The sequence below is a fragment of the Magnetovibrio blakemorei genome, from assembly GCF_001746755.1.
Classification (GTDB): domain Bacteria; phylum Pseudomonadota; class Alphaproteobacteria; order Rhodospirillales; family Magnetovibrionaceae; genus Magnetovibrio; species Magnetovibrio blakemorei.
The window spans coordinates 59,335-83,396 of sequence record NZ_MCGG01000078.1 but is presented as its reverse complement, the minus strand read 5'-3'; the positions used below and the strand labels follow the sequence as shown (position 1 = coordinate 83,396).

Annotated in this window: 23 protein-coding genes; 7 read left to right on the top strand and 16 right to left on the bottom strand. The window is 55.2% G+C overall.

Translation table 11 applies throughout. The features are described from left to right. The first annotated feature begins 1 nt into the window (after position 1). Positions 2-2,560, top strand: a complete 2,559-nt coding sequence (locus BEN30_RS16600; RefSeq protein WP_069959419.1) for a DUF3772 domain-containing protein — start codon at positions 2-4, stop codon at positions 2,558-2,560. Positions 2,561-2,599: 39 nt separating this feature from the next. Here BEN30_RS16600 and BEN30_RS16595 read toward each other — a convergent pair whose 3' ends face one another. Further along, positions 2,600-3,319: a hypothetical protein gene (locus BEN30_RS16595; RefSeq protein ID WP_069959418.1), complete on the bottom strand. Its 720-nt coding sequence runs from the start codon at positions 3,317-3,319 to the stop codon at positions 2,600-2,602. Further along, positions 3,316-3,504, bottom strand: a complete 189-nt coding sequence (locus BEN30_RS16590) for a Flp family type IVb pilin (RefSeq protein ID WP_069959417.1) — start codon at positions 3,502-3,504, stop codon at positions 3,316-3,318. The genes BEN30_RS16595 and BEN30_RS16590 overlap by 4 nt, the downstream gene beginning before the upstream one ends. A 106-nt stretch (positions 3,505-3,610) precedes the next feature. Here BEN30_RS16590 and rarD point away from each other — a divergent pair, with 106 nt between their 5' ends. Beyond that, the gene (gene rarD, locus BEN30_RS16585) at positions 3,611-4,564 is read left to right on the top strand and encodes an EamA family transporter RarD (protein ID WP_170827102.1); all 954 of its coding nucleotides are present in this window, start codon (positions 3,611-3,613) and stop codon (positions 4,562-4,564) included. Between the two features lie 17 nt (positions 4,565-4,581). Here the strand turns inward: rarD and BEN30_RS18455 are convergent, their stop codons facing one another. Continuing rightward, on the bottom strand, positions 4,582-5,046 hold the full coding sequence (locus BEN30_RS18455) for a hypothetical protein (RefSeq protein WP_139135099.1): 465 nt from the start codon (positions 5,044-5,046) through the stop codon (positions 4,582-4,584). A 637-nt stretch (positions 5,047-5,683) separates the two neighbouring features. Here BEN30_RS18455 and BEN30_RS16580 point away from each other — a divergent pair. Then, on the top strand, positions 5,684-6,361 hold the full coding sequence (locus BEN30_RS16580) for a J domain-containing protein (protein WP_069959416.1): 678 nt from the start codon (positions 5,684-5,686) through the stop codon (positions 6,359-6,361). A 71-nt stretch (positions 6,362-6,432) separates the two neighbouring features. Here BEN30_RS16580 and BEN30_RS16575 read toward each other — a convergent pair whose 3' ends face one another. The 3 genes from BEN30_RS16575 to BEN30_RS16565 form a co-directional block, all read right to left on the bottom strand. Continuing rightward, positions 6,433-7,167, bottom strand: coding sequence for a Bax inhibitor-1/YccA family protein (locus BEN30_RS16575; protein WP_069959415.1), 735 nt, complete (start codon positions 7,165-7,167; stop codon positions 6,433-6,435). A gap of 158 nt (positions 7,168-7,325) precedes the next feature. Next, positions 7,326-9,863, bottom strand: a complete 2,538-nt coding sequence (locus tag BEN30_RS16570; RefSeq protein ID WP_069959414.1) for an ABC transporter permease — start codon at positions 9,861-9,863, stop codon at positions 7,326-7,328. Continuing rightward, a complete protein-coding gene (locus BEN30_RS16565; protein ID WP_069959413.1) occupies positions 9,856-10,581 on the bottom strand; it encodes an ABC transporter ATP-binding protein in 726 nt (241 codons plus the stop codon). The genes BEN30_RS16570 and BEN30_RS16565 overlap by 8 nt, the downstream gene beginning before the upstream one ends. 20 nt (positions 10,582-10,601) lie before the next feature. On the opposite strand from BEN30_RS16565, the gene BEN30_RS16560 reads away from it, so the two are divergent. Together BEN30_RS16560 and BEN30_RS16555 are read left to right on the top strand one after the other, a co-directional pair. Continuing rightward, a complete protein-coding gene (locus BEN30_RS16560; protein WP_084005664.1) occupies positions 10,602-11,279 on the top strand; it encodes an arylesterase in 678 nt (225 codons plus the stop codon). A gap of 12 nt (positions 11,280-11,291) precedes the next feature. Next, positions 11,292-12,347 (top strand): NADP(H)-dependent aldo-keto reductase, encoded by a 1,056-nt coding sequence (locus BEN30_RS16555; RefSeq protein WP_069959412.1) that lies wholly within the window; start codon positions 11,292-11,294, stop codon positions 12,345-12,347. 68 nt (positions 12,348-12,415) lie between these two features. Here BEN30_RS16555 and BEN30_RS16550 read toward each other — a convergent pair whose 3' ends face one another. The 4 genes from BEN30_RS16550 to BEN30_RS16535 all read right to left on the bottom strand — a co-directional run bounded on the left by BEN30_RS16550 (position 12,416) and on the right by BEN30_RS16535 (position 15,378). After that, positions 12,416-13,105 (bottom strand): HAD family hydrolase, encoded by a 690-nt coding sequence (locus BEN30_RS16550; protein ID WP_069959411.1) that lies wholly within the window; start codon positions 13,103-13,105, stop codon positions 12,416-12,418. A 4-nt stretch (positions 13,106-13,109) separates the two neighbouring features. Next, positions 13,110-13,967, bottom strand: coding sequence for a fructosamine kinase family protein (locus BEN30_RS16545; protein WP_069959410.1), 858 nt, complete (start codon positions 13,965-13,967; stop codon positions 13,110-13,112). 2 nt (positions 13,968-13,969) lie between these two features. Then, on the bottom strand, positions 13,970-14,446 hold the full coding sequence (locus BEN30_RS16540) for a low molecular weight protein-tyrosine-phosphatase (protein ID WP_069959409.1): 477 nt from the start codon (positions 14,444-14,446) through the stop codon (positions 13,970-13,972). 89 nt (positions 14,447-14,535) lie between these two features. Next, complete coding sequence (locus tag BEN30_RS16535) at positions 14,536-15,378, bottom strand: glucosaminidase domain-containing protein (RefSeq protein ID WP_069959408.1); 843 nt, start codon at positions 15,376-15,378, stop codon at positions 14,536-14,538. Positions 15,379-15,615: 237 nt separating this feature from the next. Between BEN30_RS16535 and BEN30_RS16530 the strand changes: the two genes are divergently transcribed. Further along, positions 15,616-17,052, top strand: a complete 1,437-nt coding sequence (locus tag BEN30_RS16530) for an ATP-binding protein (RefSeq protein WP_084005662.1) — start codon at positions 15,616-15,618, stop codon at positions 17,050-17,052. Positions 17,053-17,248: 196 nt separating this feature from the next. On the opposite strand, the gene BEN30_RS16525 is transcribed toward BEN30_RS16530, so the two are convergent. From BEN30_RS16525 to rlmN, 5 genes are all read right to left on the bottom strand, one after another. Beyond that, the gene (locus BEN30_RS16525; RefSeq protein ID WP_069959406.1) at positions 17,249-18,460 is read right to left on the bottom strand and encodes an argininosuccinate synthase; all 1,212 of its coding nucleotides are present in this window, start codon (positions 18,458-18,460) and stop codon (positions 17,249-17,251) included. A 137-nt stretch (positions 18,461-18,597) separates the two neighbouring features. After that, positions 18,598-19,287, bottom strand: coding sequence for a DsbA family protein (locus BEN30_RS16520; protein ID WP_084005661.1), 690 nt, complete (start codon positions 19,285-19,287; stop codon positions 18,598-18,600). Positions 19,288-19,408: 121 nt separating this feature from the next. Continuing rightward, the gene (locus BEN30_RS16515; protein WP_069959405.1) at positions 19,409-19,972 is read right to left on the bottom strand and encodes a carboxymuconolactone decarboxylase family protein; all 564 of its coding nucleotides are present in this window, start codon (positions 19,970-19,972) and stop codon (positions 19,409-19,411) included. Positions 19,973-20,078: 106 nt separating this feature from the next. After that, positions 20,079-20,666 carry a TetR/AcrR family transcriptional regulator gene (locus BEN30_RS16510; RefSeq protein WP_069959404.1) on the bottom strand — a complete coding sequence of 196 codons (588 nt, stop codon included), beginning with the start codon at positions 20,664-20,666 and terminating at the stop codon, positions 20,079-20,081. A gap of 72 nt (positions 20,667-20,738) precedes the next feature. Beyond that, positions 20,739-21,869: a 23S rRNA (adenine(2503)-C(2))-methyltransferase RlmN gene (gene rlmN, locus BEN30_RS16505; protein ID WP_322091078.1), complete on the bottom strand. Its 1,131-nt coding sequence runs from the start codon at positions 21,867-21,869 to the stop codon at positions 20,739-20,741. Between the two features lie 506 nt (positions 21,870-22,375). Between rlmN and BEN30_RS16500 the strand changes: the two genes are divergently transcribed. Next, on the top strand, positions 22,376-23,302 hold the full coding sequence (locus BEN30_RS16500) for a DUF2971 domain-containing protein (protein WP_069959402.1): 927 nt from the start codon (positions 22,376-22,378) through the stop codon (positions 23,300-23,302). Between the two features lie 188 nt (positions 23,303-23,490). Here BEN30_RS16500 and BEN30_RS16495 read toward each other — a convergent pair whose 3' ends face one another. Further along, a complete protein-coding gene (locus BEN30_RS16495; protein WP_069959401.1) occupies positions 23,491-24,018 on the bottom strand; it encodes an invasion associated locus B family protein in 528 nt (175 codons plus the stop codon). Between the last annotated feature and the right edge of the window lie 44 nt (positions 24,019-24,062).

The window sequence follows — 24,062 nt, the reverse complement described above, 5'->3', positions numbered from 1 at the left end:
GATGGATAGTCGGTTGCGGTTTGGTTTGGGCTTGGGGTTTGTATTTGCCCTGCAAATTCTGTTCGTCGCCAGCTTGGGCTTTGCCCAGGAACCGCCGATTGATTTTAACGCTCAGGTGCGCGCCTGGGACCAAGCCGTCCTGAAAATCGAAAAACGGGTCGAAAGCGGGCGCACCGGCAGTTTGGAAGAGCGCGATCTGCGTGATCAGCTGAGAACCATTGCCGATGGTGCGGTGGTGCAACGCGACAGCGCCCTCAGTCAAGCCAAACAAAGCAAAAGGCTGTTGGAAACCTTAGGTCCGCCGCCCGCGGAAGAGACCAATGCCGAATCCGAAGCGGTGCAAAAGCGGCGCAAGGAATTGGGTAAAGAAGTGGCGGACCTAGAAGGGCACGCCAAACAAGCGGGTTTGATCATCGCCAAGGCGGAACAAACCTTGTCGAAGATCACCCTGCGCTCGCGCGAACGACTGAAAAATGAGTTGTTCGAACGCACCGTCACGCCGCTCAATCAGAAGGCTTGGACGATTGCCTGGAAGGAAGCGATGCAGGTGTTTAACGCCTCCTTCATCACCGCGCCACAGACGTGGTGGACCAGCATCGACGGTGCGGCTAAGGAGCAAACGTTGCTGCTGCGCCATTTGGCCATTGCCTTTTTTGCCGCCATAGGCGGGTGGATGCTGGGGCTTTGGCTGCGCGCGCACTATGGGCGCGTTTACGGTATCGAGAAACCGAGCTACAGCCGCCGTTTGCTGGCCGGCTTGGTGGAAGGGGGCGGTCGTGCTTTGGGGCCGATTTTGTTCGTCTTTTTGGTCAGCTGGTTGCCGTTTGAAGGCGATCAAGCCCCGGAACCGTTGGCCACGGTGCTGAGCGGTGCCGACCGGACCTTGGTGCTGTTTTTTCTAGGTTACGGGTTGATCAATGCGGGTTTAGCCCCACAGCGCCAGGAATGGCATTTGCTGGATTTTGATGCGGCGGCGTCCAAGCTGTTGGTGGTGCGCCTCCAACTCACCTTGGCCCTGTTCTTGGTTTTTGACGGCCTGCATGAGATGACGTTGTGGGCGACTCCCTCGGCGGAGCTGGCCAGTGTGGCGACATTTGTGTTCACGCTGGTGCTGGTGCCGTTGCTGATTTCTCTTTTGGATTCGCGCATCTGGGGGCAATTCTCGTCCCCGGAAAGCGCCCCTAAAACGCCCGAAAAGGACACCGTTTCGACGCTTCCGCGGGTGCGGGCATTTTTGACCGTGGGGCTGGTCGTTTTGCCAATTGTGGCTTTGGTCGGGTTTCCTGGACTGGCGACCTACGTACTGCGGGCCATCTTTTTGAGCAGCTTGATTTTGGCCGGGATGGGGCTTTTGCGCAGTGTCGGTCGCGAAGGTCTGGGGATGGTTTTGGACCCCCAACACAGCTTTGGCCGCAAGGCGCGCACGCTTTTTGCCCTTGACGGGGATGCCAGCGAGCGCACGCTGTTTTGGCTGCGCACGGTTCTGGATATTGCCCTCTTGCTGGTGACAGGTTTGGTGTTGCTGCCGGTGTGGGGGTTGGGTGCGGAAGACACCGCCGTATCGCTCGGCAAGTTGATGCGCGGTATGCGCATTGGCTCGTATACGTTCTCGCTCGTCGATGTGTTGATCGGGCTGACCTTGTTCGGCGCCATCTTGTTCATCACCCGGCTGATCCAAAAAGGTCTGGAACGCCATATCCTGCCTAACCTGACCAAGGACAAAGGGGTGAGAGACGCCCTGAAAACGGGGGTTGGTTACGCCGGTACGGTGATCGCTCTGCTGGTGACCATTTCAACCTTGGGCCTTGATCTCACCAATTTAGCGTTGATCGCGGGCGCGCTCTCCGTCGGCCTTGGCTTTGGTTTGCAAAACGTGGTCAACAACTTCGTATCGGGTTTGATTTTGCTGGCGGAACGCCCCATCAAACCGGGCGACTGGGTGATTGTTGGCGGGCATGAGGGCACGGTCAAAAAAGTCAATGTGCGCTCCACCGAAATTGAAACCTTTCAACGCGCCAGCGTCATCATTCCCAATGCGGACCTGATTTCCACGCCGGTGACGAACTGGACGCATAAAAATATTTTGGGCCGCGTCGAAGTGTTGGTCGGCGTTGCCTATGGCTCTGATCCACAGCAGGTTAAAGCGATTTTGCTCGAATGCGCCAAAGCCCATCCAAATGTGACGGCGCATCCGGAGCCGTATGTGATTTTTTCCGATTTTGCCGACAGCTCCTTAAACTTCGAGCTGCGTGCTTATCTGGCCAACGTGGAAAAACGACTGCATACCGGTTCAGACATTCGGTTTGCCATTCACGATGCATTTAAAGCCGGCGGCATCGAAATCCCCTTCCCCCAGCGGGTTGTGCATTTCCCCCCCGGTGCGTTTCCCGGTGCAGTCCCTGCAGAGAAGTCAGGTGCAGTCGCTGTTGAAGAACCGAAGGATGCCTCACCCGAAGAGCCAAGGGTCGCGCCCATCAAACCGACGACGCAAAGCGGTCCTCAAGACCAGCCACAAGGCGATCCGGAAGCTTCATTGGAAACGCCGTCAGAACCATCGTGAACGGGCGATAAGGTTTGGCCGGCTCGGTCAAACATGGGGCTAACGGATTTTCCCGCCGACGGTGACTTTCGGCCCTGCGTGGCGATTGTTGAGGGTGAAGCGGTGGCCAAAGAGGGTGAGGTTCAAGGCGTGCTCGGGGCCTTCGCCGACGGCCCGATAGCGGCGCTGAAATTCGGCCTCCGTGATGTCTTGGGGCAAGTGGCACAGGGCTTCAAAATCGCGCTGGGTGGTGGCGCGCCCGCTCCACACGGCATCGATGCGGGGCAGCGGTGCTGGGTCCGTGGCTAAGGCTGGGGCCAAGTGGCGCAATAGAGTCAGCATCGATTGAAAACTCAGCGCGTCCAACGTGAGGCGATCAATGTCGGTGGGAACGTGAAACAGGTCTGTGGCCACAATCGCGCCACTGTCGACCTGGGCGGCCATCTCGTGAACGGTTGAGCCGAACGGGTGATCGCCGTCAGATTGAACGCCATTGTCATAAATAAAAAAACACGACGGATAGCGTCCGGGACGATCGGGAGGGCCGGGATGAAAGTTGTATGCGCCACCCCCAAGGCGATTTAAAAACGCAGCCGGGACAATCAGTTCGCCGCCAAACGAAATCAGCCGGGTGTTGCCCAAAGCGCGGTTTTCAAGGGTGTTTAAGGTGTCGAGCGTATCGATACTTAAGAGACGCAGGCGGGGATTGGCGTCTTTGAAAACCGCTTTTAGGTCCGGGATAAGCGCCGGGTCGCTGAGCAGTAAGATCTCTTCGATCACGACCCCGGGCTCACGGCACTGGAAATGTAGTTGAACATACCGCCCATGCTGCTGGCGAAGAGGGTTAAGGCCCCGATGATGGCGACGCAAATCAAGGTCGCAATCAGCGCGTATTCAATGGCTGTGGCGCCCGATGAAGAGTGCAAAAAAACTTTGAGGGACGTGCCCATACGATTGAGCTTCATGAGGTGCTCCGACTGTAGACAAAGAATCTATCTGCACAGTGTACTTGAAAGGTGTAATGGTGAACACCTGCTATGTCATAACGGCAAAACCTTCAACGGTGACGGAATGCGCGACCTCCCCCCCCATACACCCCCCCAAACATCCCACGTAGATACGGCGCACAGCGCCAGTGTCGGCCAGGGCATCTTCTTGGCCGTGGCCTCGACGTGCATTTGGGGCCTGTTTCCTTTGCTCTTTAAAACCGTGACCCACATTGGCGCCTTGGAAGTGTTGGCCCATCGCTCGGCGTGGTCGTTGGTGTTTGTCACCCTTTTGATGGTGATTATGGGGCGTGGGCGGGAAATTTTTTCCAAGGCGTTTTATGCCCCCAAAACACTGCGCATCATGGCCTTTTCAGGTTTTGCCATTGCCTGGAACTGGGGGATATTCATCTGGGCCGTGAGCCATAACTTAGTGTTGCAATCAAGCCTTGGTTATTACATCAGCCCGTTGATGAGCGTGGTTCTGGGGGTGGTGTTTTTGCGCGAACGTTTGGTGCCTCTGGCTTGGGTCGCGGTGGGCATGGCGGCGCTGGGGGTGGCGATTTTGGTGGTCAACCTGGGCGCGCTGCCGTGGGTGTCTCTGGGCTTGGCGGTGTCTTGGTCGATTTATGGCCTGGTGCGCAAAATGGCTCCGGTGGGATCATTGCCGGGGCTGTATTTGGAAACCCTGATGCTGTTGCCGTGGGCGCTGGCCTACATCGGTTGGCTGGGCCTGTCATCCGGCGAAGCGTTTGCGTTTGGCGGGGATGTGACGAACAGCTTTCTTTTGGCGGGAACCGGATTGGTGACCGCGATGCCGTTGCTGTTGTATGCCCGAGCGGCGCGCATCTTGCGTCTATCGACCCTGGGTGTGCTCATGTACATCGTGCCGACGGCGCAATTTATTTTGGCGGTGTTTGTGTTTGATGAACCCTTCACCCGGGCACACCTGGCGGCCTTTGCTTTGATTTGGCTCGGCCTTGGTGTGTACGGATGGAGCAGCACCCGCCCTCGTCGCCCCATCGTTCCGGTGCTCTGAGCGGTTGTCTTTTGAGGCTATATCGCCACCGTAGCGTTTTGATGAAGCGGCCAGACACTTTTAGTCTTGAGAGTGAAACGATAGCCCTTTGTGCGCGTGGACAAGGTGGTCTGTTTATGGTTAACACAGCCTAAAGACGCAATGAGAAACGATATTTTTGCGCGGCCGCCAATCTTTGATCCCACGCCCGAAAAAAAACGTTGCGGGGATACAAATTTATTTAATCCAAACACGGCATTGGGGCTGCTGGCAGATTTGCGTTTCTGCGCGGCGCAACTGATTTCCCATTTTGATTTATCATAGTGTATTGATAATACAGCAAATATTTTCTCGTTAACGATACGTATCAAAATGTGAGAGGAGGGACAGGCGGTTAGGTGACGTGGTTTTGCAAGCGGTTGTTTTGTGGTCCGTGGAGGCACACCCAATGGCGGTGGAAGCACTTCTTGCGGGGTGTTGGCGCGTTCGTTGCGATACTGCATTTATGGTTAATAAAGGATGAAGCCAACTGCGTCGAAGCTAAGGTGTAAAGGGATAAGATCGGGTTATCATGGTCGTCGACAAGAGCAAATTCCTGTCGCCAATTTTGGCCGCTTGAAGGGTCAGGACAAGAGCCGCGATTGGACGATGCTTAAGGGCGGGGTCCGTTCAGATCATGAAAACAACATATGAAGTTAAGGTTCAAATGCAAATCGTTTCGGAGTCCCGGTTTACTTATTTTAGACCAAAATAAGGGCCTGAGGGGGCTTTGAAATGGGAAAAACACGGAAAATAATGCCCACAAAAGCGATACCATTGCATTTTGGGTAATAATCCTAATGATTGCTTAAACACGAAAATTTTGTTTATATTCAGTTTGTTATAATAAAAATATAAAATGCTTCAAGCTTAAATGGTCATTTTGGTGACGAATTGTTAAGCATAACGCCCCTAAAAGGGTAAAAAAACAACAATTGCAGTTGACGGGGGTTTTGCAGGGCCTAAAGTGAGTCGGCACGGGGCCCATAAGGGCCGGGTTAGAAATGAATCCCTCACGATTTGGCCCCTGCGAGCGCTTAAAGGCAAAGGCTGTCGGGGCAACTTGGAAGCTGTCAGAGGGCCGTATAAAAGGGTGTAGAGATGAGTTTTGAAAAACCTTCGAACAAACATTCCTATACGGTGCCGTGCGCCAGCCGGTTTCGCGATGAGGTCTTTGCGCTGGCTCAAGCCAAGCACTGCAACGTTGCCGACTTGGCGCGATCGGTGGTTTTGGTTGTACCGCTTGCCGTCATCAACGCCCATAAGGACCCTGGTGAGCCCGCTCGTGACGACCGCGAAACGGTAATATTGAAATCAGGTCGCTCAGTGGGTAAACCGTGGCGGCGAAAACCCAGATTGCAAGTGCGCATGGCCCCCGGTTTTGAAATCGAAACCATTCGCAAGGCCTTAGCGTTGGCCTTGGCGATTGAGCGCGGTCATATGAACGTAGATGTGGAATCCGAAGCCGCGATTTCCGAAGCCGAAATGGAACAAGAAGCCCAGCATGCGTTGTTGCGCGATACCCACGACGAAATGGCACGGTTACAGAACGTGGTGAAGGCGTTGTATTTTGAACCCATAAGCGATGGCGTGCAGACCCGCGAACAGGCCCTGTACGTGCTGGGTCTGCCGCCTGGCTCTCAGCCCGACTTAAACACCGTTCGTTTGCGCTTTCGCCGTTTGGCGACGGTGTTTCACCCCGACGGCAAAGACGGCTGTCACCAGCGCATGAGCCAGTTGAACGCGGCTATGGAACTGCTGCGCCGCGGTTCTCATTAACAGACGAAAAAGAAAAACCGCCCAAAACGCATTTGCGTCATGGGCGGTTTGACTTAAAAAAACGGGCTGGTTTAGCGACGGTCGCCGAACAAGCGCAGCATCATCAAGAACAAGTTGATGAAGTCCAGATACAGGGTCAATGCCCCCATGATGGCTTTTTTGGACATCACGTCCTGGCCGTCCATTTCGTTGTAGATGGCTTTGATCTTTTGCGTGTCGTAAGCGGTGAGGCCGACGAAGATCAGCACGCCCGCAGCAGAAATCACAAATTCCAGGGCGGTGGACTGCAAGAAGATGTTCACCACCATGGCGATGATCAAACCGATCAGACCCATCATCAAAAACGAACCGAAGCCCGACAGGTCACGCTTGGTGGTGTAGCCATAAAGGCTCATGCCCGCAAACATGGAGGCGGAGATGAAAAATACCCGTGCGATGGAGGCCCCGGTGTACATCAGGAAGATGGACGACATGGACAGGCCCATAACGACGGCAAAACCCCAAAACAGGGCTTGTGCCATGGGCGTGCTGAGTTTGTTGATGCCAAACGACAGCACCAGCACAAACGCCAGCGGGGCCAGCATCACCACCCACGCCAGCGGGGTGGTGAAAATGGTTTGGACCATGGTTTCAGAACTGGCAGTCATCAGCGCGACAATGCCGGTCAGCGCCAAGCCAGAGGCCATATAGTTGTAGACCTTGAGCATGTGGGCGCGCAGACCCTGGTCAATGTTCAGTGTATCGGTCCGTGAACCCGTCCGGGTTTCGGTGCGCAATACGGTTTGGTCTTGGCGGTCGAAGGCCATGTGGCGATCACTCCATTACAGTTTGCCAACCTCATCGGCTTGGCAGGTGGGCCAAAAAAATTACTATCCTTAATATGTCAGGAAATTAGGGCGAATCAAGGGCAGAAGAACGCTTTTTCATTGCGTCATTATGCGCTGCGTCTTTCTTTGTTGAGCCATTACTCATTGCGCAGGTGCGAGCTGGCCTTTTCCCCCAGCGCCCGCCACGTGCCGACAAAGCCCATCGCTAAGGTCAGGGCAATCGCCGCAAACACGGTGATGAGCGCGTCCACGGGTAAAAAGGTCCAACTCATGCCCATAATGAAGCGCAGCACCGCCCAGGAAATCAGCGTGCCCACGCCCGCGCCAATCAATCCGGTGAACAGGCCCAAAAGCCCGTATTCCAGCAAAAAGGCCAGCATCACTTGGCGACGGGTGGCCCCCAACACTTTGAACACCACAGAGCTGAAGATGCGCCCCGCGCGCGCCGCCGCGATGGTGCCGCCCAACACAATGATGCCCGCCAGCACGGTAACCGACGCGGTCCCGGTGACGGCCATGCCGATGCCGGAAATGATCCGCCCGGCGGCGTCCAAGGCGTCCTTGACGCGAATGGTCGAAATGTTGGGGAACTTTTCGGCCACTATCTTTTCGATTTGAGTCTCTGATTTCGGTGAGGCCTTGATGGCGGCAATATGCGTTTGGGGCGCGTTTTCCAATGTGCCGGGGGCAAAAATGATGGCGAAATCGAAGCGCAACGAGCGCCAATCGATTTTGCGCAGCGAAGTGATTTTGGCTGTAATGTCGCGGCCCAACACGTTGATGGTCAAGCTGTCGCCGACACCCACGCCAAAACCTTCGGCAACGGTGGTGTCAAAAGAAATTTGCGGCTCTCCCTTGTAATCCTGGGGCCACCAAGCGCCTTCGACAATCTCTGCCCCTTCGGGCGGCAACGTCGCGTAAGACAGCGCCCGATCGCCGCGCACGGCCCAGCGCACGTCGGAGCGGATGTCTACGTCTGCAACGGGAACGCCGGCGATTTTGACGATGCGCCCGCGCATGGATGGACGACGCATCAAATCGAAGGCTCCGGGAACGTCCAGGACGGCTTTGTCAAACGCCGCCACTTGATCGGGCTGAATGTCGATGAAGAAAAACGCCGGGGCTTGGTCGGGAATGGTGTCTTTGACCTGTTTGGCGATGTTGCCTTGGATCAAAGCCACCGCCACCAAAACCGTCAAACCCACACCCAACGCTTGAACCACGCCGGGGGTCGCGGTGCCGGGACGGTGCAAATTGGTCAACACCAGACGCCACAGGGCGCTTTCGGGACGGGGCGCGCGCTTGGCCAGGTTCATCACAAAAAGGGCACCCAGATGGAGCAAAAAAACGGTGAGAATGCTGACGGCCACAAACCAATAGGCAAAATTGCGTTCTTCGGCCCAGAAAATCACCAACGCCCCCAATCCCAACGCGCCCACCAGCACCGCCACGATATAGCGGCGCCGGGGCAGGGTCGTGATGGGCAAAACGTGGGTGCGAAACAGGTTGGCGGCGGGGGTCTGTTGCGCTTGGGCCAAGGGCCATAGGGCAAACGTCATGGAAACCAACAGGCCAAACGTGGCGGCCTTAAACAGTTCAAACGGATACAGCCCCATTTGGGGCACAAACGGCAACTGCGCCTTGACCAGTTCAATACCGCCTAGGGGCAAAACCGCGCCCATGACCAAGCCGATGGCGATGCCGATCAGGGTGAGCATAAAAACCTGGAACAAATAGGTCTGAAACACCAGCGTGCTGGGCGCGCCCAAGCATTTGAACGTGGCGATGGTGGCGGTTTTGGTTTGCAAATACGTGCGGGTTGCGCCCAACACGCCGATGCCGCCGACCAACAACGCAGTGAGCCCGGCAAAGGTCAGAAAAAGTGTCAACCGTTCGATAAACCGCTGCAAGCCGGGGGCGGCGTTATCGGGCCCGTGAAGACGCCATCCGGCGTGGGGAAAAGCCAGATCAAGTTGTTCCATAAAGGCTTCGGGGGTGAGGCCTGGAAGCATTTGCAAACGGTCATGGTAACGAATTTGCGATCCCAGTTGGACCAGACCGGTGTCGTCTAAGGCCTCAATGGAGACCATAAACCGGGGGCCAAAATTGACGATGGACGCCACCCGGTCAGGTTCTTTCAAAATTTTTGCGCGCAATTGAAACCTGGCTTTGCCGACTCGCACGGTGTCGCCGATGGAAAGGCCAAGTTTGATCAGCAAGCCCGGCTCAACTGCAGCGCCCCATATATCATCTTTCTTGGACAGCAAGGTTTGCAAATCGGAAACAGGAGATAAATCAACGGACCCGACCAAGGGGTAAAGCGTGTCGACGCCCTTTAATTCCACCAAAGCGCGGGCGCTGTCGGTTTGCGCCATGGCTTTCATTTCCACAGTAGAGGACAGGCGCTTTGTGTGTGCGGCTAAGTAGGCGCGGTGATCTTCCGTGAGGGGGCGGTGTTGTAATTGAATATCGACATCGCCGCCCAACAGCACCCGCGCATCGGCCAACAGACCAGCCGTGACCGCGGCCGATAAACTGTTCACCGCCGCAATGGCGGCGACGCCCAGCGCCAGACACGCCAAAAATACCCGAAAGCCTTTCAGCCCGGTGCGCATTTCCCGGCGCGCAATGCGCCACGCCAGTTGCACTGTGGAAGCGTCCAGGGCGTTAGGCATGGGCGACATCGTCCATCAAGTGACCATCGGCCATGGTGAGGATGCGGCTGCAGCGCTCCGCCAGAGCGGGCGCGTGGGTGATCAGCACCAAGGTGGTGCCTTTACGGCGGTGTAAATCGAACAACAAATCCATCACCGCTTCGCCGGTATGACCGTCCAGGTTTCCGGTGGGCTCGTCGGCCAGCAAGAGGGTGGGCTCGGTGACGAACGCGCGGGCCAGGGCAACGCGTTGCTGTTCGCCGCCGGACAATTGGGACGGATAATGGGTCAGGCGATGGCCAAGGCCAACCGCTTCAAGCTGAACGCGGGCGGCGTCAAAGGCGTTTGAGCGTCCCGCAAATTCCAACGGCAAGGCGACATTTTCCAGCGCCGTCATGGTCGGCACCAAATGAAAATTTTGAAACACGATGCCGGTGTGCTGGCGACGAAACAGCGCCAGTTTGTCTTCACTCAGGCGCGTGATGTCTTGCCCGGCGACGCACACGCGCCCCGAACTGGCGCTTTCCAGACCGGCCACCACCATCAACAAGGAGGTCTTGCCGGACCCGCTGGGCCCCACCAGACCAATGGTTTCGCCGCGGTTGATCTTCACGTTGATCCCCCGCAAGATGTTGACGTCGCCCGCATCGCTGCTGAGCGTCAAGCGAACATCATCGAGTTCGATGGCCAAAGATGTTTTGGCAGACGTGTTGGAGGGGGCGGGGTTTTGATCGGGCATAAGAATAAGGATACCTGCTGATGCGGTTTGGGAAACAACAAAACAAAACTTATCCTTTGGGATATGGCCTTGGGCTTCGTTTTGTCAACGCGTTGGCGGTCTTCGTGTGCCTTGTGAGTTTCTCATCGGAGGTCTACGCAGGCGCGGGCAAGACCATTTTGGCCCTGGGCGACAGTTTGACGGCGGGCTATGGCTTGGCGCAGTCCGATGCATTTCCTGTACAGCTGCAAGCGGCTTTGCGCGATTCGGGTTTACCCGACGTTGTTGTGATCAATGGCGGTGTGTCGGGCGACACGTCAGCGGGGGGGCGGGCGCGTCTGGATTGGTTGTTGGCCGAACCTGTCGATTTGGTGATCGTTGAATTGGGCGCAAACGACGGTTTGCGGGGCTTAGACCCCGCTGAGACACGCAGAAATCTGGATGCCATCTTGGCCAAATTAACGGGGCGCGGCATTTTGGTCTTGCTCTCGGGTATGCTGGCCCCACCTAATTTGGGTGAAGATTATGGCGTGGCGTTCAATTCAATCTATCCGGATTTGGCGCAAAAGTATGGAGTCGCGCTCGATCCCTTTTTTCTTCAAGGGGTCGCGACCGTCGAGGCCTTGAACCAGGCAGACGGCATTCATCCCAACGCCCAAGGCGTGGCGATCATCGTCAAGCGTCTGGTGCCGCCCGTCGTGAACCTTCTGACCGACTGAAAGAGACCTCCCATGATTTACAACCGTTTGGGCCGCACCGATCTGCAGGTGAGTCGAATGTGTTTGGGCTCCATGACCTGGGGCCGTCAAAACAGCCAAGACGAAGCCTTTGCCCAGATGGATTACGCGCTGGACCAAGGCATCAATTTTATCGATACGGCAGAGCTGTATGCCGTGCCGCCTTCGGCGGAAACCTATGGCGCGTCGGAAAAAATCATTGGCGCGTGGTTTAAAGCCCGCGGCCGGCGCGACAAGGTGATCTTGGCGAGCAAAGTATCGTGTAAAAACGTCAGCGGGCAAAATCCTCCCGTGGACTATATGCGCGAAGGCGATATGAAACTGGATCGCGCCAACATGATCGCCGCCGTCGATGCCAGCTTGCAGCGCTTGCAAACGGACTACATCGATCTGTATCAAGTGCATTGGCCGGAACGGCGCAGCAACTTTTTTGGCAAGCTGGGCTATGAATCGGGTGCAGAAGCGCCCTCAACGCCCATCGAGGAGACTTTGGAAGTGCTCACCGATTTGGTGAAAGCCGGCAAAATCCGGGCTGTCGGCGTTTCCAATGAAACCCCCTGGGGCGTGATGAAGTATCTGCAAGCTGCCGATAAAGCTGGCCTTGCGCGCATCGCCAGCGTGCAAAATCCTTATTCCTTGTTGAACAGAACCTATGAAGTCGGCTTGGCGGAAGTTTCCCAGCGCGAAGACTGCGGCCTGTTGGCTTATTCCCCGCTGGCGTTTGGGGTGTTGAGCGGAAAGTACTTAGGCGGGGAGCGTCCCGAAGGCGCCAGGCTCACGCTCTTTTCATACTTCACCCGCTACGTAAACGACTTGGCGGCCCAAGCGACGGCGCGTTACGTCCAGGTGGCCCGCGATTTTGCCCTGGACCCGGCGCAAATGGCCTTGGCGTTTATCAATCAGCAGGCCTTTTTGACGGCCAACATCATCGGCGCAACAACCATGGATCAGTTGAAATCCAATGTGGCGTCCGGGTCCTTGACGCTCAGCGATGAGGTCTTGCAAGCCATCGGCAAAATCCATCGGGACCTGCCCAATCCAGCGCCTTAAGACGACATTTAAGCAATTTATAATAAGGTTAAAAAATTAGACTTAAATAATCTTTTTACATCAGTATACTATAAAAAATCACAGTGGCTCTGGCGAGCATCTAATAGAGCAGGCAAGTCGGCCATATGTTCAAAAATGCACTTCGCGCCGCTGGCCAACAGGGCCTCACCGCTGTGTGGGGTGCAATGGCTGGCCCCGATAAAGCCAAACACGTCCATTCCAGCCGCAACGCCGCCTTGAACACCGGGTGTGGCGTCTTCAATGACCAGACAGTGTCCGGCCGGCACGCCCATACGCTTGGCGGCAAAAGTGAACAGGTCCGGCGCAGGTTTGCCGTGAGCCACTTGGGTGGCGCTGAACAGATGGTTGTCAAACCATGGCAGCAACTCAGTTAGCTCTAAGGAATGGCGAATTTTTTCCGGGGTGCCGCTAGAGGCCACACAAAACGGAATGTTGGCTTGGTGGAGGTGTTCCAGTGCCTCTTCAACATGGGCGACTGCCTTCAACTCGCGCTCAAAGGCGATGCGGTCGCGGGCGCGCAGGTGTTCGATAAAATCAATGGGCACACTCAGGCCCCACTCCGTGCCAACCTTATCGGCGACGGATTGGATCGACATGCCGGTGAACAATTGGCGACACTCTGCAGCCTCGGTTGGATGGCCTAGATCGCTGAGATACAACGCCAATTCACGCGACGCAATCATTTCGCTGTCCACCAAGACGCCATCGCAATCGAAAATGACCAGCTGTAAATTCATGGCCTCAATGTCCAAATTTAGAAAGGGTGCGTTCAACGTCGGCAACGTATGAGCCGCCAAACAGGCGCACATGTACCAACAGCGGGTAGAGGTTGTAAATATCGCGGCGTTCTTCAAAAAAGCCTGCACGGATGGGGCGAAGCTGGTGGTATCGATCGAAAAAAGACTCGCCGAAGGTGCCGAACAGGGTGGTGAAGGCCAACTCTATTTCCGCGTCGGCAAAATAAATGGCCGGATCGATGAAGCCCGTAATGTGCTCTTGATTGCTCAAAATGTTACCTGTCCACAGATCGCCATGGATCAGTGCAGGCCGGGGGGCTTTGGGTATCCATCGCTCCAAAACTTCACAAAAAAGACTGAGGCGGTTCAAGGTGGGGGTGGGCAATTTGCCGGACTGATGCGCCAATCGCCCCATATACATGAGTCGTTGATCGCGAAAAAAATCGCACCAGTTGGCCGTCCACGGATTGGGTTGCGCCAATCCGCCAATGACCGTGTCGTAGGAAAAGCCGAAGCCTTGGTCGGTGGTGATGGCGTGAAGGTCGGCGACATGGCGGGCGGCATCACGCTGGACGATGGTGCCCAAGCCACCTCCGCAGGGCAGGGCCTCCATCAGCAACAACATATCATCACTGTGGTGCACCTGGGGCACCGGCAGCTGCGTGTTGGATGCCAAATAGGCCAACATTTGCCCTTCCAGCGCCAAACCGCTGTCCGCCTCGCCCACCTTGGCGACCAGGTCGGGCTTGTGGGCAAACGACACACGATAAACTTGGCCGACGCAGCCTCCGGACAGGGGCGTTAAACGTGTCGGGCGCGCGCCTGTTAAGGCTTCAATTTGGGCGTTCACATCAACGCTCATGGTCAATCTTCTGCCAGATGCTTGGCTTCGATGTCAGCCAACAAGCCTTGAGCTGCGGCTTCGATCATGTCGTAAACCCCTGAAAAACCATCATCATAATAAGGGTCGGGGACTTCGCGGCGGTTTAAATGGGGGGCAAAGTCCAAGAACAGGCTGAGCCGCTGGGCGTGGCCTTGGGGACAAATTTTTTGCAGGTTGCTCAAATTGGATGCGTCCATGGCGAGCACGTAATCGAAGTTTAAAAAATCGTCAGCCTTGGCTTGGCGGCCGCGCAAGGCACCGATATCGATGCCACGCCGCCGCGCTTCGGCTTGGGCGCGGCGGTCGGGTGGTTCGCCAATGTGATAGGCGTGGGTCCCGGCGCTGTCGATGGAGATTTTATCGCTCAATCGGCGCTGTTCAACCAAATGACGAAACACGCCCTCGGCGGTGGGGGATCGACAAATGTTGCCCAGACACACAAACAAAACGCTAACCATGCAGAACCTCCGCAACCGGGTGAATGGAAGATGGGAGCGGATTATCCGGGCTGCTGGGCGGACTGGCAAGTGTGAGCTTCATAAAGATGCTAGTCAGACAGGCGAAGACCATCAAATTCACGCAGGCCATTGGTCGCGATGGTGCTTGTGATCATAGAGATATAGGTCGAGCCCAGCTCCGAATAGGCCATCAGGTGGTGCGCCAAATCTGCGCCGGACAGGTGTTCGCCCAAGGCCCGCAAGGTGGCGCGGCGAAGCCGAAAGGCCTTATACGCGGGGTGGGTGTTGAGGGTTTTTAAGTAAGATCGCACCGACATTTGCGGTGTTTCGAAGCTTTTGATTTTAAACCCCTCAGCTCGTTTGGGTTTCATGCCGGGGGCATCGGGGTCTGAAGTGTGCTCACCAAAAAAGGCGTGTCCTTGGCGGGCAAACCGAGAACCGCCCCAGGCCGATTCGATGGCCGATTGGGCCAAAACCAACGATTCGGGCACCACATCAATGCGCCGCAGTAAAGTTGCCCGGTCAACCGCGCCGGGTGTCAGACCATAGGCACGGGCCAACGCATTGAGCTGGGCCGGAGACGGGTTGTGTTCGATGGACGCGCGCTGCTTGGTGATGCGTGCATTTTCCGCCGCGACGAGGGGCAACATGCGGGCCAAAAACAAAACCTTTTGGTCTTCAACTTGGCTAACCTCGAACGGCAAAGCAGTGATGTCGTCGCCATCAAAAACAATACGCCGTGCTTGGCGGGATTCGGCCAGTGCCGCCTTGGCCAGGGCAACTTGTGCATTCACGTCGGGACGCGAAACCAACACATACGGAATACCGATCAAGAACAGGGCCACGACAAAAGCAATGCTAACGAAGTGGACAAAACGATTGTTGAGGTTGATCCGCTTGGCGGGAATGGCTGGGCGCTTTGCATGGGACATATGTAAAGGCTCATGATACCGGTTAAAAGGTTCGCAGTGGTTATGATGAACCATTTAGGGCGATAGAGAAATCCTTTGTTTAATCCATAATAAAAATAGGGTTTAATAGCATTAAATTAAGCTATTTCGTTTGCTTAAAAATATAAAAGTATATAAAATGCCTTAATCCAATGGGGCGTCAGTATAGACTATTTAGACTAATCTTAATTGTTCATACGAATTGACGGGATGGTTTAAGTGATTGATACTGACTTGAAAAATAGGCTTATCCTGGACAATCCATGGTGGGCAACCGGCTCAGTTGAGACGGTGGTTCAGCGTGCGGCGCGCCGCGCGTTTGTGAGTCCGTTCCTTGAACGGGTCCGGTCTGGTGGTGGTGTCGCGGTGGTTCTCTCCGGTCCGGGACGGGCGGGGAAATCGATTCTCATCAAGCAAGTGATTCAGTTGTTGATGGGTTCGGGGGTTAAGCCAAAGTCTCTGTCTTATATTCGCCTGGACAATCCAGCCTTCGCCAATTTGGCGCTGATCGATTTGGTTGACCAGGCGCTGCAGTCGGCGGGCGTTGAGCCGGGCGGCGCGGGTGCTTATGTCTTTTTGGACGACGTTCACAACGTGCCGGAATGGGAACAGCGTTTAGACGAACTGGCGCGCGCGCGCCCGTCATGCCGCATTGTCGCGGTGACGGCGCTGGCGCCCCAAACCAACACCGACGTGATGGCGGATCAAAACGAAAAAACCAAAGCCCTAAAGGTAACGGAACCGGGGCCTTTTTCGCATTCTGTTTTACCGCCCGTGTTGTTTGCGGAATATCTGCACATCAAACGCATTCGGGAAAAATTGTTTGACGCTGAAGGACGCTTAAACGATCTGGATGGCCTCAACGCAGCCTTTGTCGATTACGTGAACTTCGGCGGATTTCCCGAGATTGCCTTTTTAACCGGCGGTCAGGTGGGCAATCCGGTCGACGTCACGGCGAAAATTCTCCATCGCGACTTGGCGGGATTGTGCGGCATCGCCGACCAGCGCGAAGTGGCCAAGCTGATGACCCGATTGGCGCTGGAAACCGGCATTGAAACCAGCATCGAAAATCTGTCTAAAGACATGAGCGTGGCGAAAAATACCCTGCGCAAATATTTGGAATTCCTAGAGGCCGCCTATTTGATCAAACGCATTTGGCGGGTTGACGGCGAAGCCAAGCGGTTTTTGCGCCAAACCCGCTTTAAGGTCTATCTGACCTCTCCGGCGTTGCGCGCTGGTCTGGCCGGTCCCGTGGCGCTGGACGACGAAGCCATGGCCCGCCAAGCGGAAACGGCGGTGATCTCACAGTTTATGCATTCGTCGACCTTCGAGAGGTTGTACTATGCCTTTTGGAAACAAGGCCGCAAACACAAACACGTGTCTCTGGTTGAAATGCCCGCGAAGGGCACAAAGCCGGTGAAATGCATCGAATTGGATTGGTCCAACACGGCTGTTTCAAAGCCTCAAGACGTACTTGCCGATATGATCGATTTCTTGGACCTGAACCAACCATCGACGCCGTCAAAAGTTTTGACCCGCAACATGTCGGGCAAGCGCATGGTCGGCACTCATGAGATTGGTTACATGCCGGTGTCGGTTTGGTGTTATGCCGTTGGTCAAATTTTGTTGGTGGGTCCAGGTGCAAATAAAAAATAAATAAATTAGGTTTGTATTTTTTACACGAATAATCAAAGCATTAGGACGTAAAAATAAGATCACAGCCTATATATAATAAGATTATATAATAATCTTTAAATATAGCTGGCGGCTCGAAGGCCTGTGCGTCGAACGTTTGGTCCGATCAAAAAAAAGGGACCTTGCGGCCCCTTTTTCTCGTAACTGTCTCTATTGATTATTTTTTCAAACGGGCACCTAGGCGCAAACGCAGCGCATTGAGGCGGATAAAGCCTTCTGCATCGTGCTGATTGTAAACGCTGTCTTCTTCAAACGTCACCATGGCTTCGTCATAGAGCGAATTGGGCGATTTGCGCCCGGTGACGATGACGTTGCCTTTGTAGAGTTTCAGGCGAACCGTACCGGTGACCCGCTCGCTGGCCTTGTCGATGGCGGCCTGAAGCATTTCGCGTTCCGGGGCAAACCAAAAGCCGTTGTAAATCATTTCCGCATAGCGCGGCATCAATTCATCCTTTTGATGCGCCGCACCGCGGTCCAGGGTCAGGCTTTCCATGGCGCGTCGGGCGTGCAGCAGCACCGTGCCGCCCGGGGTTTCATAAACACCGCGCGATTTCATGCCGACAAAACGATTTTCCACGATGTCCGTTGCGCCGACACCGTTGGCGCCGCCCAAATCGTTGAGCTTCGCCAGCAAGGTGGCCGGGCTCATGGCTTCACCGTTGATGGCGATGGGGTCGCCGGCTTCAAAATCGATGGTGATTTCGGTGGGGTAATCCGGCGCCGCCATGGGGGTGACCATGCGCGCCAAGATCAGGTCGTAATCGGGTTCTTGCCACGGATCTTCGAGAATTTTGCCTTCGGACGAAATGTGCAGCAAATTGGCGTCCTGGGAAAAGGGGCTTTCGCCGCGCTTGTCCTTGGGCACCGGAATCTGGTGCTTTTCCGCATAATTGATGAGATCGGTGCGGGACGCCATGTCCCATTCCCGCCACGGTGCGATGATTTTGATGTCGGGATTACACGCGTAATACCCCAGTTCAAAACGAACTTGGTCGTTGCCCTTGCCGGTGGCGCCGTGGGACACCGCGTCGGCCCCGACTTCGCGGGCAATTTCGATTTGGCGTTTGGCGATCAGCGGCCTGGCGATGGAGGTCCCCAACAGGTAGGTGCCTTCATACAACGCGTTGGCGCGAAACATGGGAAACACATAATCGCGGACGAACTCTTCGCGCAGATCCTCGATGTAGATTTCCTTGATGCCCATCATTTCGGCTTTTTGGCGCGCCGGTTCCAGCTCTTCACCTTGACCCAAGTCGGCAGTGAACGTCACCACTTCGCAATGATAGGTTTCTTCCAGCCAGCGCAGAATGATGGACGTGTCCAATCCGCCGCTGTATGCCAAAACAACTTTCTTGATATCGCCCGCCATGAGGAGTGTCCTTAAATAATGAGGTCGGTGGGAGGCTTGTGGGAGACAGTTTGAGGTCAGAAGCCTCAGCTGATCGAAAACAGAGCGCTCTCGCGGGCACTATAGCCAAAATCGCGAGCCGGGCAAGGCATGTTCGGTTAGGCGTCGAGCCACGCGGCAAAGTCGCCCTGCATGGCCGCAAACGGTCGATAGCCCAAGGCCAAAAATCCGTACTTGCCATCTTCGGCGCACAACAGCGACGGGAACCCCTGAACGCCAAACGACTGGGTGCGGATAAAATCTGCAGCCACCAGTTGGCGTTGACCCGGGACTTCAAATAAATTTACAAAACGATCGCGGTCAAGACCGACGGATTGCGCCAGGTCAGCCAGGACTTCAGTCTTGGTGATGTCCAGGTTTTCAGCATAAAAGCCGCGTTGAAGGGCTTCGTACATGGCCAAGGTGCGGCTGGGGTCGAGGCTGCGCACGGTGACCACCGCACGGCAGGCGGGCTCGGTGTCGTAGACAAAATCTTCATCGTCAAAGCGGTCAAAATTAAACGGCTGACCGGTTTTGGCGGCGACGTCTTGCCAGTGATGACGAATGTAAGCGCGCATCGTTGCATCCCATGATTCACGGGTGCCGGGGCGCAGACCACCCATCACCACATGGAACTGGGCGCGGCCTTGGGCCATGTCGGCAATCTGTTTTAAATCAGGCGAAAAACCCCAGCACCAAGAACACATGGGATCGCCAAAAAACAAAACGTGTTTTCCCGGTCCCGGATCAAAAGAGGCGACCGGGTCGTTGAGGTTTTCATCAGATGTTATGGGGCAAACGTCAGACATCACATAGGCCTTCTGTTGAAAAGAACCTTCTCCCGCTGCGTTGGTCTAGAGGCCTTGAGGGGGAGGAGTCAGACCCGGCGCAGCGGAAAAAGGAACGGGGGAGGCCGCATAAAAAAACAAATTATGCCGCCTGAGAACGGGCCGACCAAGCCGAAGCCAGGAACGCCGGGTCCAAAGGTGTCTCGGCAATATGGTTCATATAGTTACTGATGGACTTGGTTGCCACCGCCAAAAGCACTTCGAGGATTTGCGCGTTGGTATACCCGGCGGTGAGAAAATCACTGACGTCGTCACGACTGACGTTGCCGCGTTTTGCGACGATCTTGAGCGCAAATTCCGACAAGGCCGCCAGCTTGGGATCTAAAATCGGGCGTCCTTCGCGCACGGCGGAAATGGTTGCTTCATCCAACCCCATCATCTTGCCAGCCAGGGTGTGCGCCGCAACACAGTAGGTGCATTCATTGGCGCGACTGACGGTGAGAAACAACAATTGCTGTTCGGCGGGGGTAAAATCGGTTTCATCCAGCAACGCATAAGTTTGCGCATAGCCTTGGGTGGTCGCCGGCGATTGGGACATCATGCCAATCAAGTTGGGAACAAAGCCGAATTTCTCCATATAGGCATCCATGACGCCGTGGGAACCGACAGGGGCGGTATCTTTGGTGTGCAACGTGAAGGGGGACATGGGAGACCTCTCAAATTATGGAATGATCGTTCAAATATAGCTCGAATCTAAATAGACTTGAGCGCTGGGTCAAGGATTAATGAACGATCATTCCAAAATAAAAGATTTAGCGGGGCTCCAGCGCCCGCAGTGCGTTGGTAACGATGTCTTTAAGCGTCTGGATGTCAGGGGTTGCCCGGGCCATAACGTTGAGGCCTTGCGCCGTGGCGACAATAAAGTGGGCCATGGATGTGGCCGATTGTTGGGTGCTCAATTCGCCACGGGCTTGACCGCGCTCGACAACCTGAGCGACAACGTTTTCGAGTTGGCCGATGGTCTCGCGCACCCACCCGGCCATAATGTCATTACAGCCATAGAGCCCCGCCGCCGTGTTGGTGAGCAAGCAGCCTTTGTTTTGCGGGTCGTGTTCGGCGCGCTCGACCAAGGTGTCGAAAAAATCCTGAATCAGTTGCTTGGGTGAGGCGTCCTCAGGGGCTTCGGCCAAAGCCCTAGCCGGGGAAAAAGCGCGATAGCGCTCCATCACCATGGCGAACAACTGGGCTTTGTCGCCAAAGGCATTGTAAAGACTACCTCGGTTCAGCCCGGTGGCGTCGACCAAATCTTGGATGGAGGTGGCGTCATAGCCCTTTTGCCAGAACAAAAGCATGGCATTTTGCAAAACGTCATCAGAGTCAAATTCTTGGGGGCGCGCCATGGGTCAAGCCGTTCTTTGTTTTGGAATAGCTGTACAAAAATAGACCGAAGCCCGGTCGCTGCCCAGAAAAATCTAAATCGAGGGGGCTGGGGCGCTGTCCAAAGCCGCTTCGCGTTTGGCGGCCAAATCTTTGAGCTTTTGGTTTTCACTGGCCGATTTCAACTGCCCACACGCGGCCATGATGTCGCGACCACGGGGATGGCGAATGGGGGCAGAAAACCCCAAATCATTCAAAATTTTAGAAAACCGATGCACCGCGTTGTTGGATGACGTTTCATAAGAGGTGCCCGGCCAAGGGTTGAACGGGATCAGGTTGAACTTGGCGGGGATATCATACTGGCGCATCAACTTGGCCAGCAGATGGGCGTCGGCTTCGGAATCGTTGACGTCCTTGAGCATCACATATTCCATGGTGATGCGCCGTGAATTGCGCGCCCCGGGATACGCGGCGCACGCCTTGAGCAATGAATCGAGCGGATATTTTTTGTTGATGGGCACCAACACGTCGCGCAATTCGTCGCGCACCGCATGCAGACTGATGGCCAAATCCACGTCGATTTCTTCCCCCGCGCGCGCCATCATCGGCACCACGCCGGAGGTCGAAAGTGTGATGCGGCGGCGCGAAATGGCGATGCCTTCGCCGTCTTTGATGATTTTTAGGGCCTTTTTGACGTTGTCGAAGTTCATCAACGGCTCGCCCATGCCCATCAAAACAATATTGACGATTTTGCGCCCGTCCAGACCTGACGGCCATTCCCCTTGGCTGTCGCGCGCCGCCATCACTTGGCCGACCAGTTCGGCTGCGGTTAAGTTGCGCACGATGCGCTGGGTGCCGGTGTTGCAGAACGCGCAATTCAAAGAACAGCCCACCTGGCTGGAAATGCACAGCGCGCCGCGGTCTTCTTCGGGAATCAAGACGGCTTCGATCTCGTTGCCGTCTTCCAGGCGAAACAGCCACTTCTGGGTGCCGTCGACGCTGGTCAGATGCTGAACCACTTCGGGGCGGCCAACATAAAAATGCTCGGGCAGCTTTTCGCGCATGGATTTGGACAGGGTCGTCATGTCATCAAAGCTTTTGGCCCCTTGATGATACAGCCAGTGCCACAATTGCTTGGCACGAAACGGCTTTTCCCCGATGGCGGCCAAAGCCTCCGTCAGTTCTTCGCGGGTGAGCCCGATGAGATTGGTGCGCGCAGTCGTCATGATGGCCCTCATATAAGGGCAAAGCGGGCGAACTGCAAAGACTCTCGGTGGGGAGGGTTAAAACGGAAAACCTATTTATGAGTTTACGGATAAAGATTTTTCAGAACAAAACGCACGAAAGAGGAACCCGACACCATAACAAAACGTCATCAACTCAGATCGTATGGGGTACCCTAAGGGCACGCTTGAATTCAGCCGTCCTGCGCGGGCTTGACCCGCGTATCCATGACTTTTTTGGAAGGCGCGAGAAAGACGTGGATGACCGGATCAAGTCCGGTCCGGACGAAACTTCGTCGAAGACTTTGGTCCCCCCCGTCATGGCGAGAAGCAAAGCGACGAAGCCATCCAGGGCGCGTCTCACAAGCGGTGAACATTTACATTATTGACAATCTATGGTTACACTTGGGTGTATGGACGAATGGTGGTTGGAGAGAAAAGTAAACTGTCACCGTTACCCGTTACCACCACCGTAACCTTATTGATTTCAGCAGGAAGCAGGAACAGACTTGAAACTTCTCTCGAAGTACTTACGGAACGGTCTCTTTCTCGAAAACGGCCTGTTCAGATTTACGCAGCCAGCTTCTTTGAACGATGCTGATGACGCACGTCCGGTGGTTCTGATTAATAAGTATGCACAGGAAGATTTGATTACTGCCTATGAAACTGCATCGCGTGGTGGCAGATATCCTCGGGATGATGATGAGCTCAAAGACTTCTATCTGGCCCCGTATCCCGCAGGACGTTTTGACGAGAAAAGCTTCCCGGGTTTATGGCCTACCTGTGAGCCGCGTCTACGGGCAGCCCCCTTTGCATCTATTGCCGAATTCGATAATGCCGTAGCAGAGCGCGCCGTCGAGCTTTGTCTTGAGCAGGCGAATAAGACTGTTCTCGTGTTTAGCCTTTCGTTAGCCGTGGCCTCTGAATCAATGTGGGCCCATTACGGAAATAATCATGAGGGCATTGAAATCCGCTTCCACAGGGACCACCCGTTCTTTTCAGATCGACTATTCGAAGTCGACTATAACGATGAACCTGTTAGGGTTTCTTCGAACGGAGGTTGGGTGCGGCTCGGCGGCCAAACGGTCGGAACCGAGGATATTCTTAAAGGCAAGCCCCCAGATTTGCCATCGGAGCTTTTGTATAGAAAGCGCAAAGACTGGAAGGCCGAAAAGGAAATGCGTCTCTTGCGCAGACCGGAGGAGGCAACCAAGGTTTCAGAAAAAAAAGACCCGAAGGGTAATGATGTATTCCTTTTTGAAGTGCCTTCCGACGCAGTGGATTCCATCGTACTCGGCTATAATGCGCCTGAGGACCTCGTTCAGTCTGTGGTGAACAAAACAGAAGGTTCCTGTCGGTGGTCGAAGGTAAAGGTACTACGCCGCACGCTTACCCCTACGAGGAGCGTAGATGAAGTCGTACTCATCTCACTTTAGTAAGAAGTGATGGCTCCTCGACGCGGGTTGTTTCGGAGTTTCAGTGCGGAGTTTCAGAAGTTTCAGTGAGTTTCGGTGGAGTTTCGGTGCGGTGAGTTTCGGTGACAGTTTACTTTAACTACTCAACCGTAACACCTTTCACAGTTATTTCCTCCCAACCCCAACAGACCCATTTGAACCGGGCGCAATTATTTAACGCCGCAGGCCGTGTTGATGGCGTTCAAGGTGGCGGTGAAGCCGGATAGGGAAAAGGTGTCGGTGGTCTCTGTGCCGCGCGAGGAGGTGCCTTTGACGACCATCTGGGTGCCCGCTTTCATGGCGGCGATCAGCGCTTTGTCGGCGTCTGCATCATAGGCCCAGGCATGACCGCCTTGGGTAAACAGCTTAAATTCCGATTTGCCGTCGATGGTGGCGATGGCTTCGGACTTGGCGGCAAAGGTATAACCGATTTGAATGCCCACTTCGCCGATGCGCTTTTCATGAACCCGGTGGGAAATGATCGCCAGCACAGTGTCGCGCTGGGTGTAGTTGCCTTCGGATTTACTCGGTTCCGCCGACATCACGCAGACGGGTTTGCCGTTTTCCAATTCCTTGATGGCCTGCCAGGCACCATTATCCGCAAGGGCCTCGGCGTGGGCAGGGGGAAGGGGGCTGGCAAACGTTAAAAAAACCGCCAGCGCCATTCCTGCAGATAGAGGTGTGAGGTTGCGAATCATGGTGCTAGTTTACTAGCCGCTCTCTATGGGGCAAGCCCCAGTTT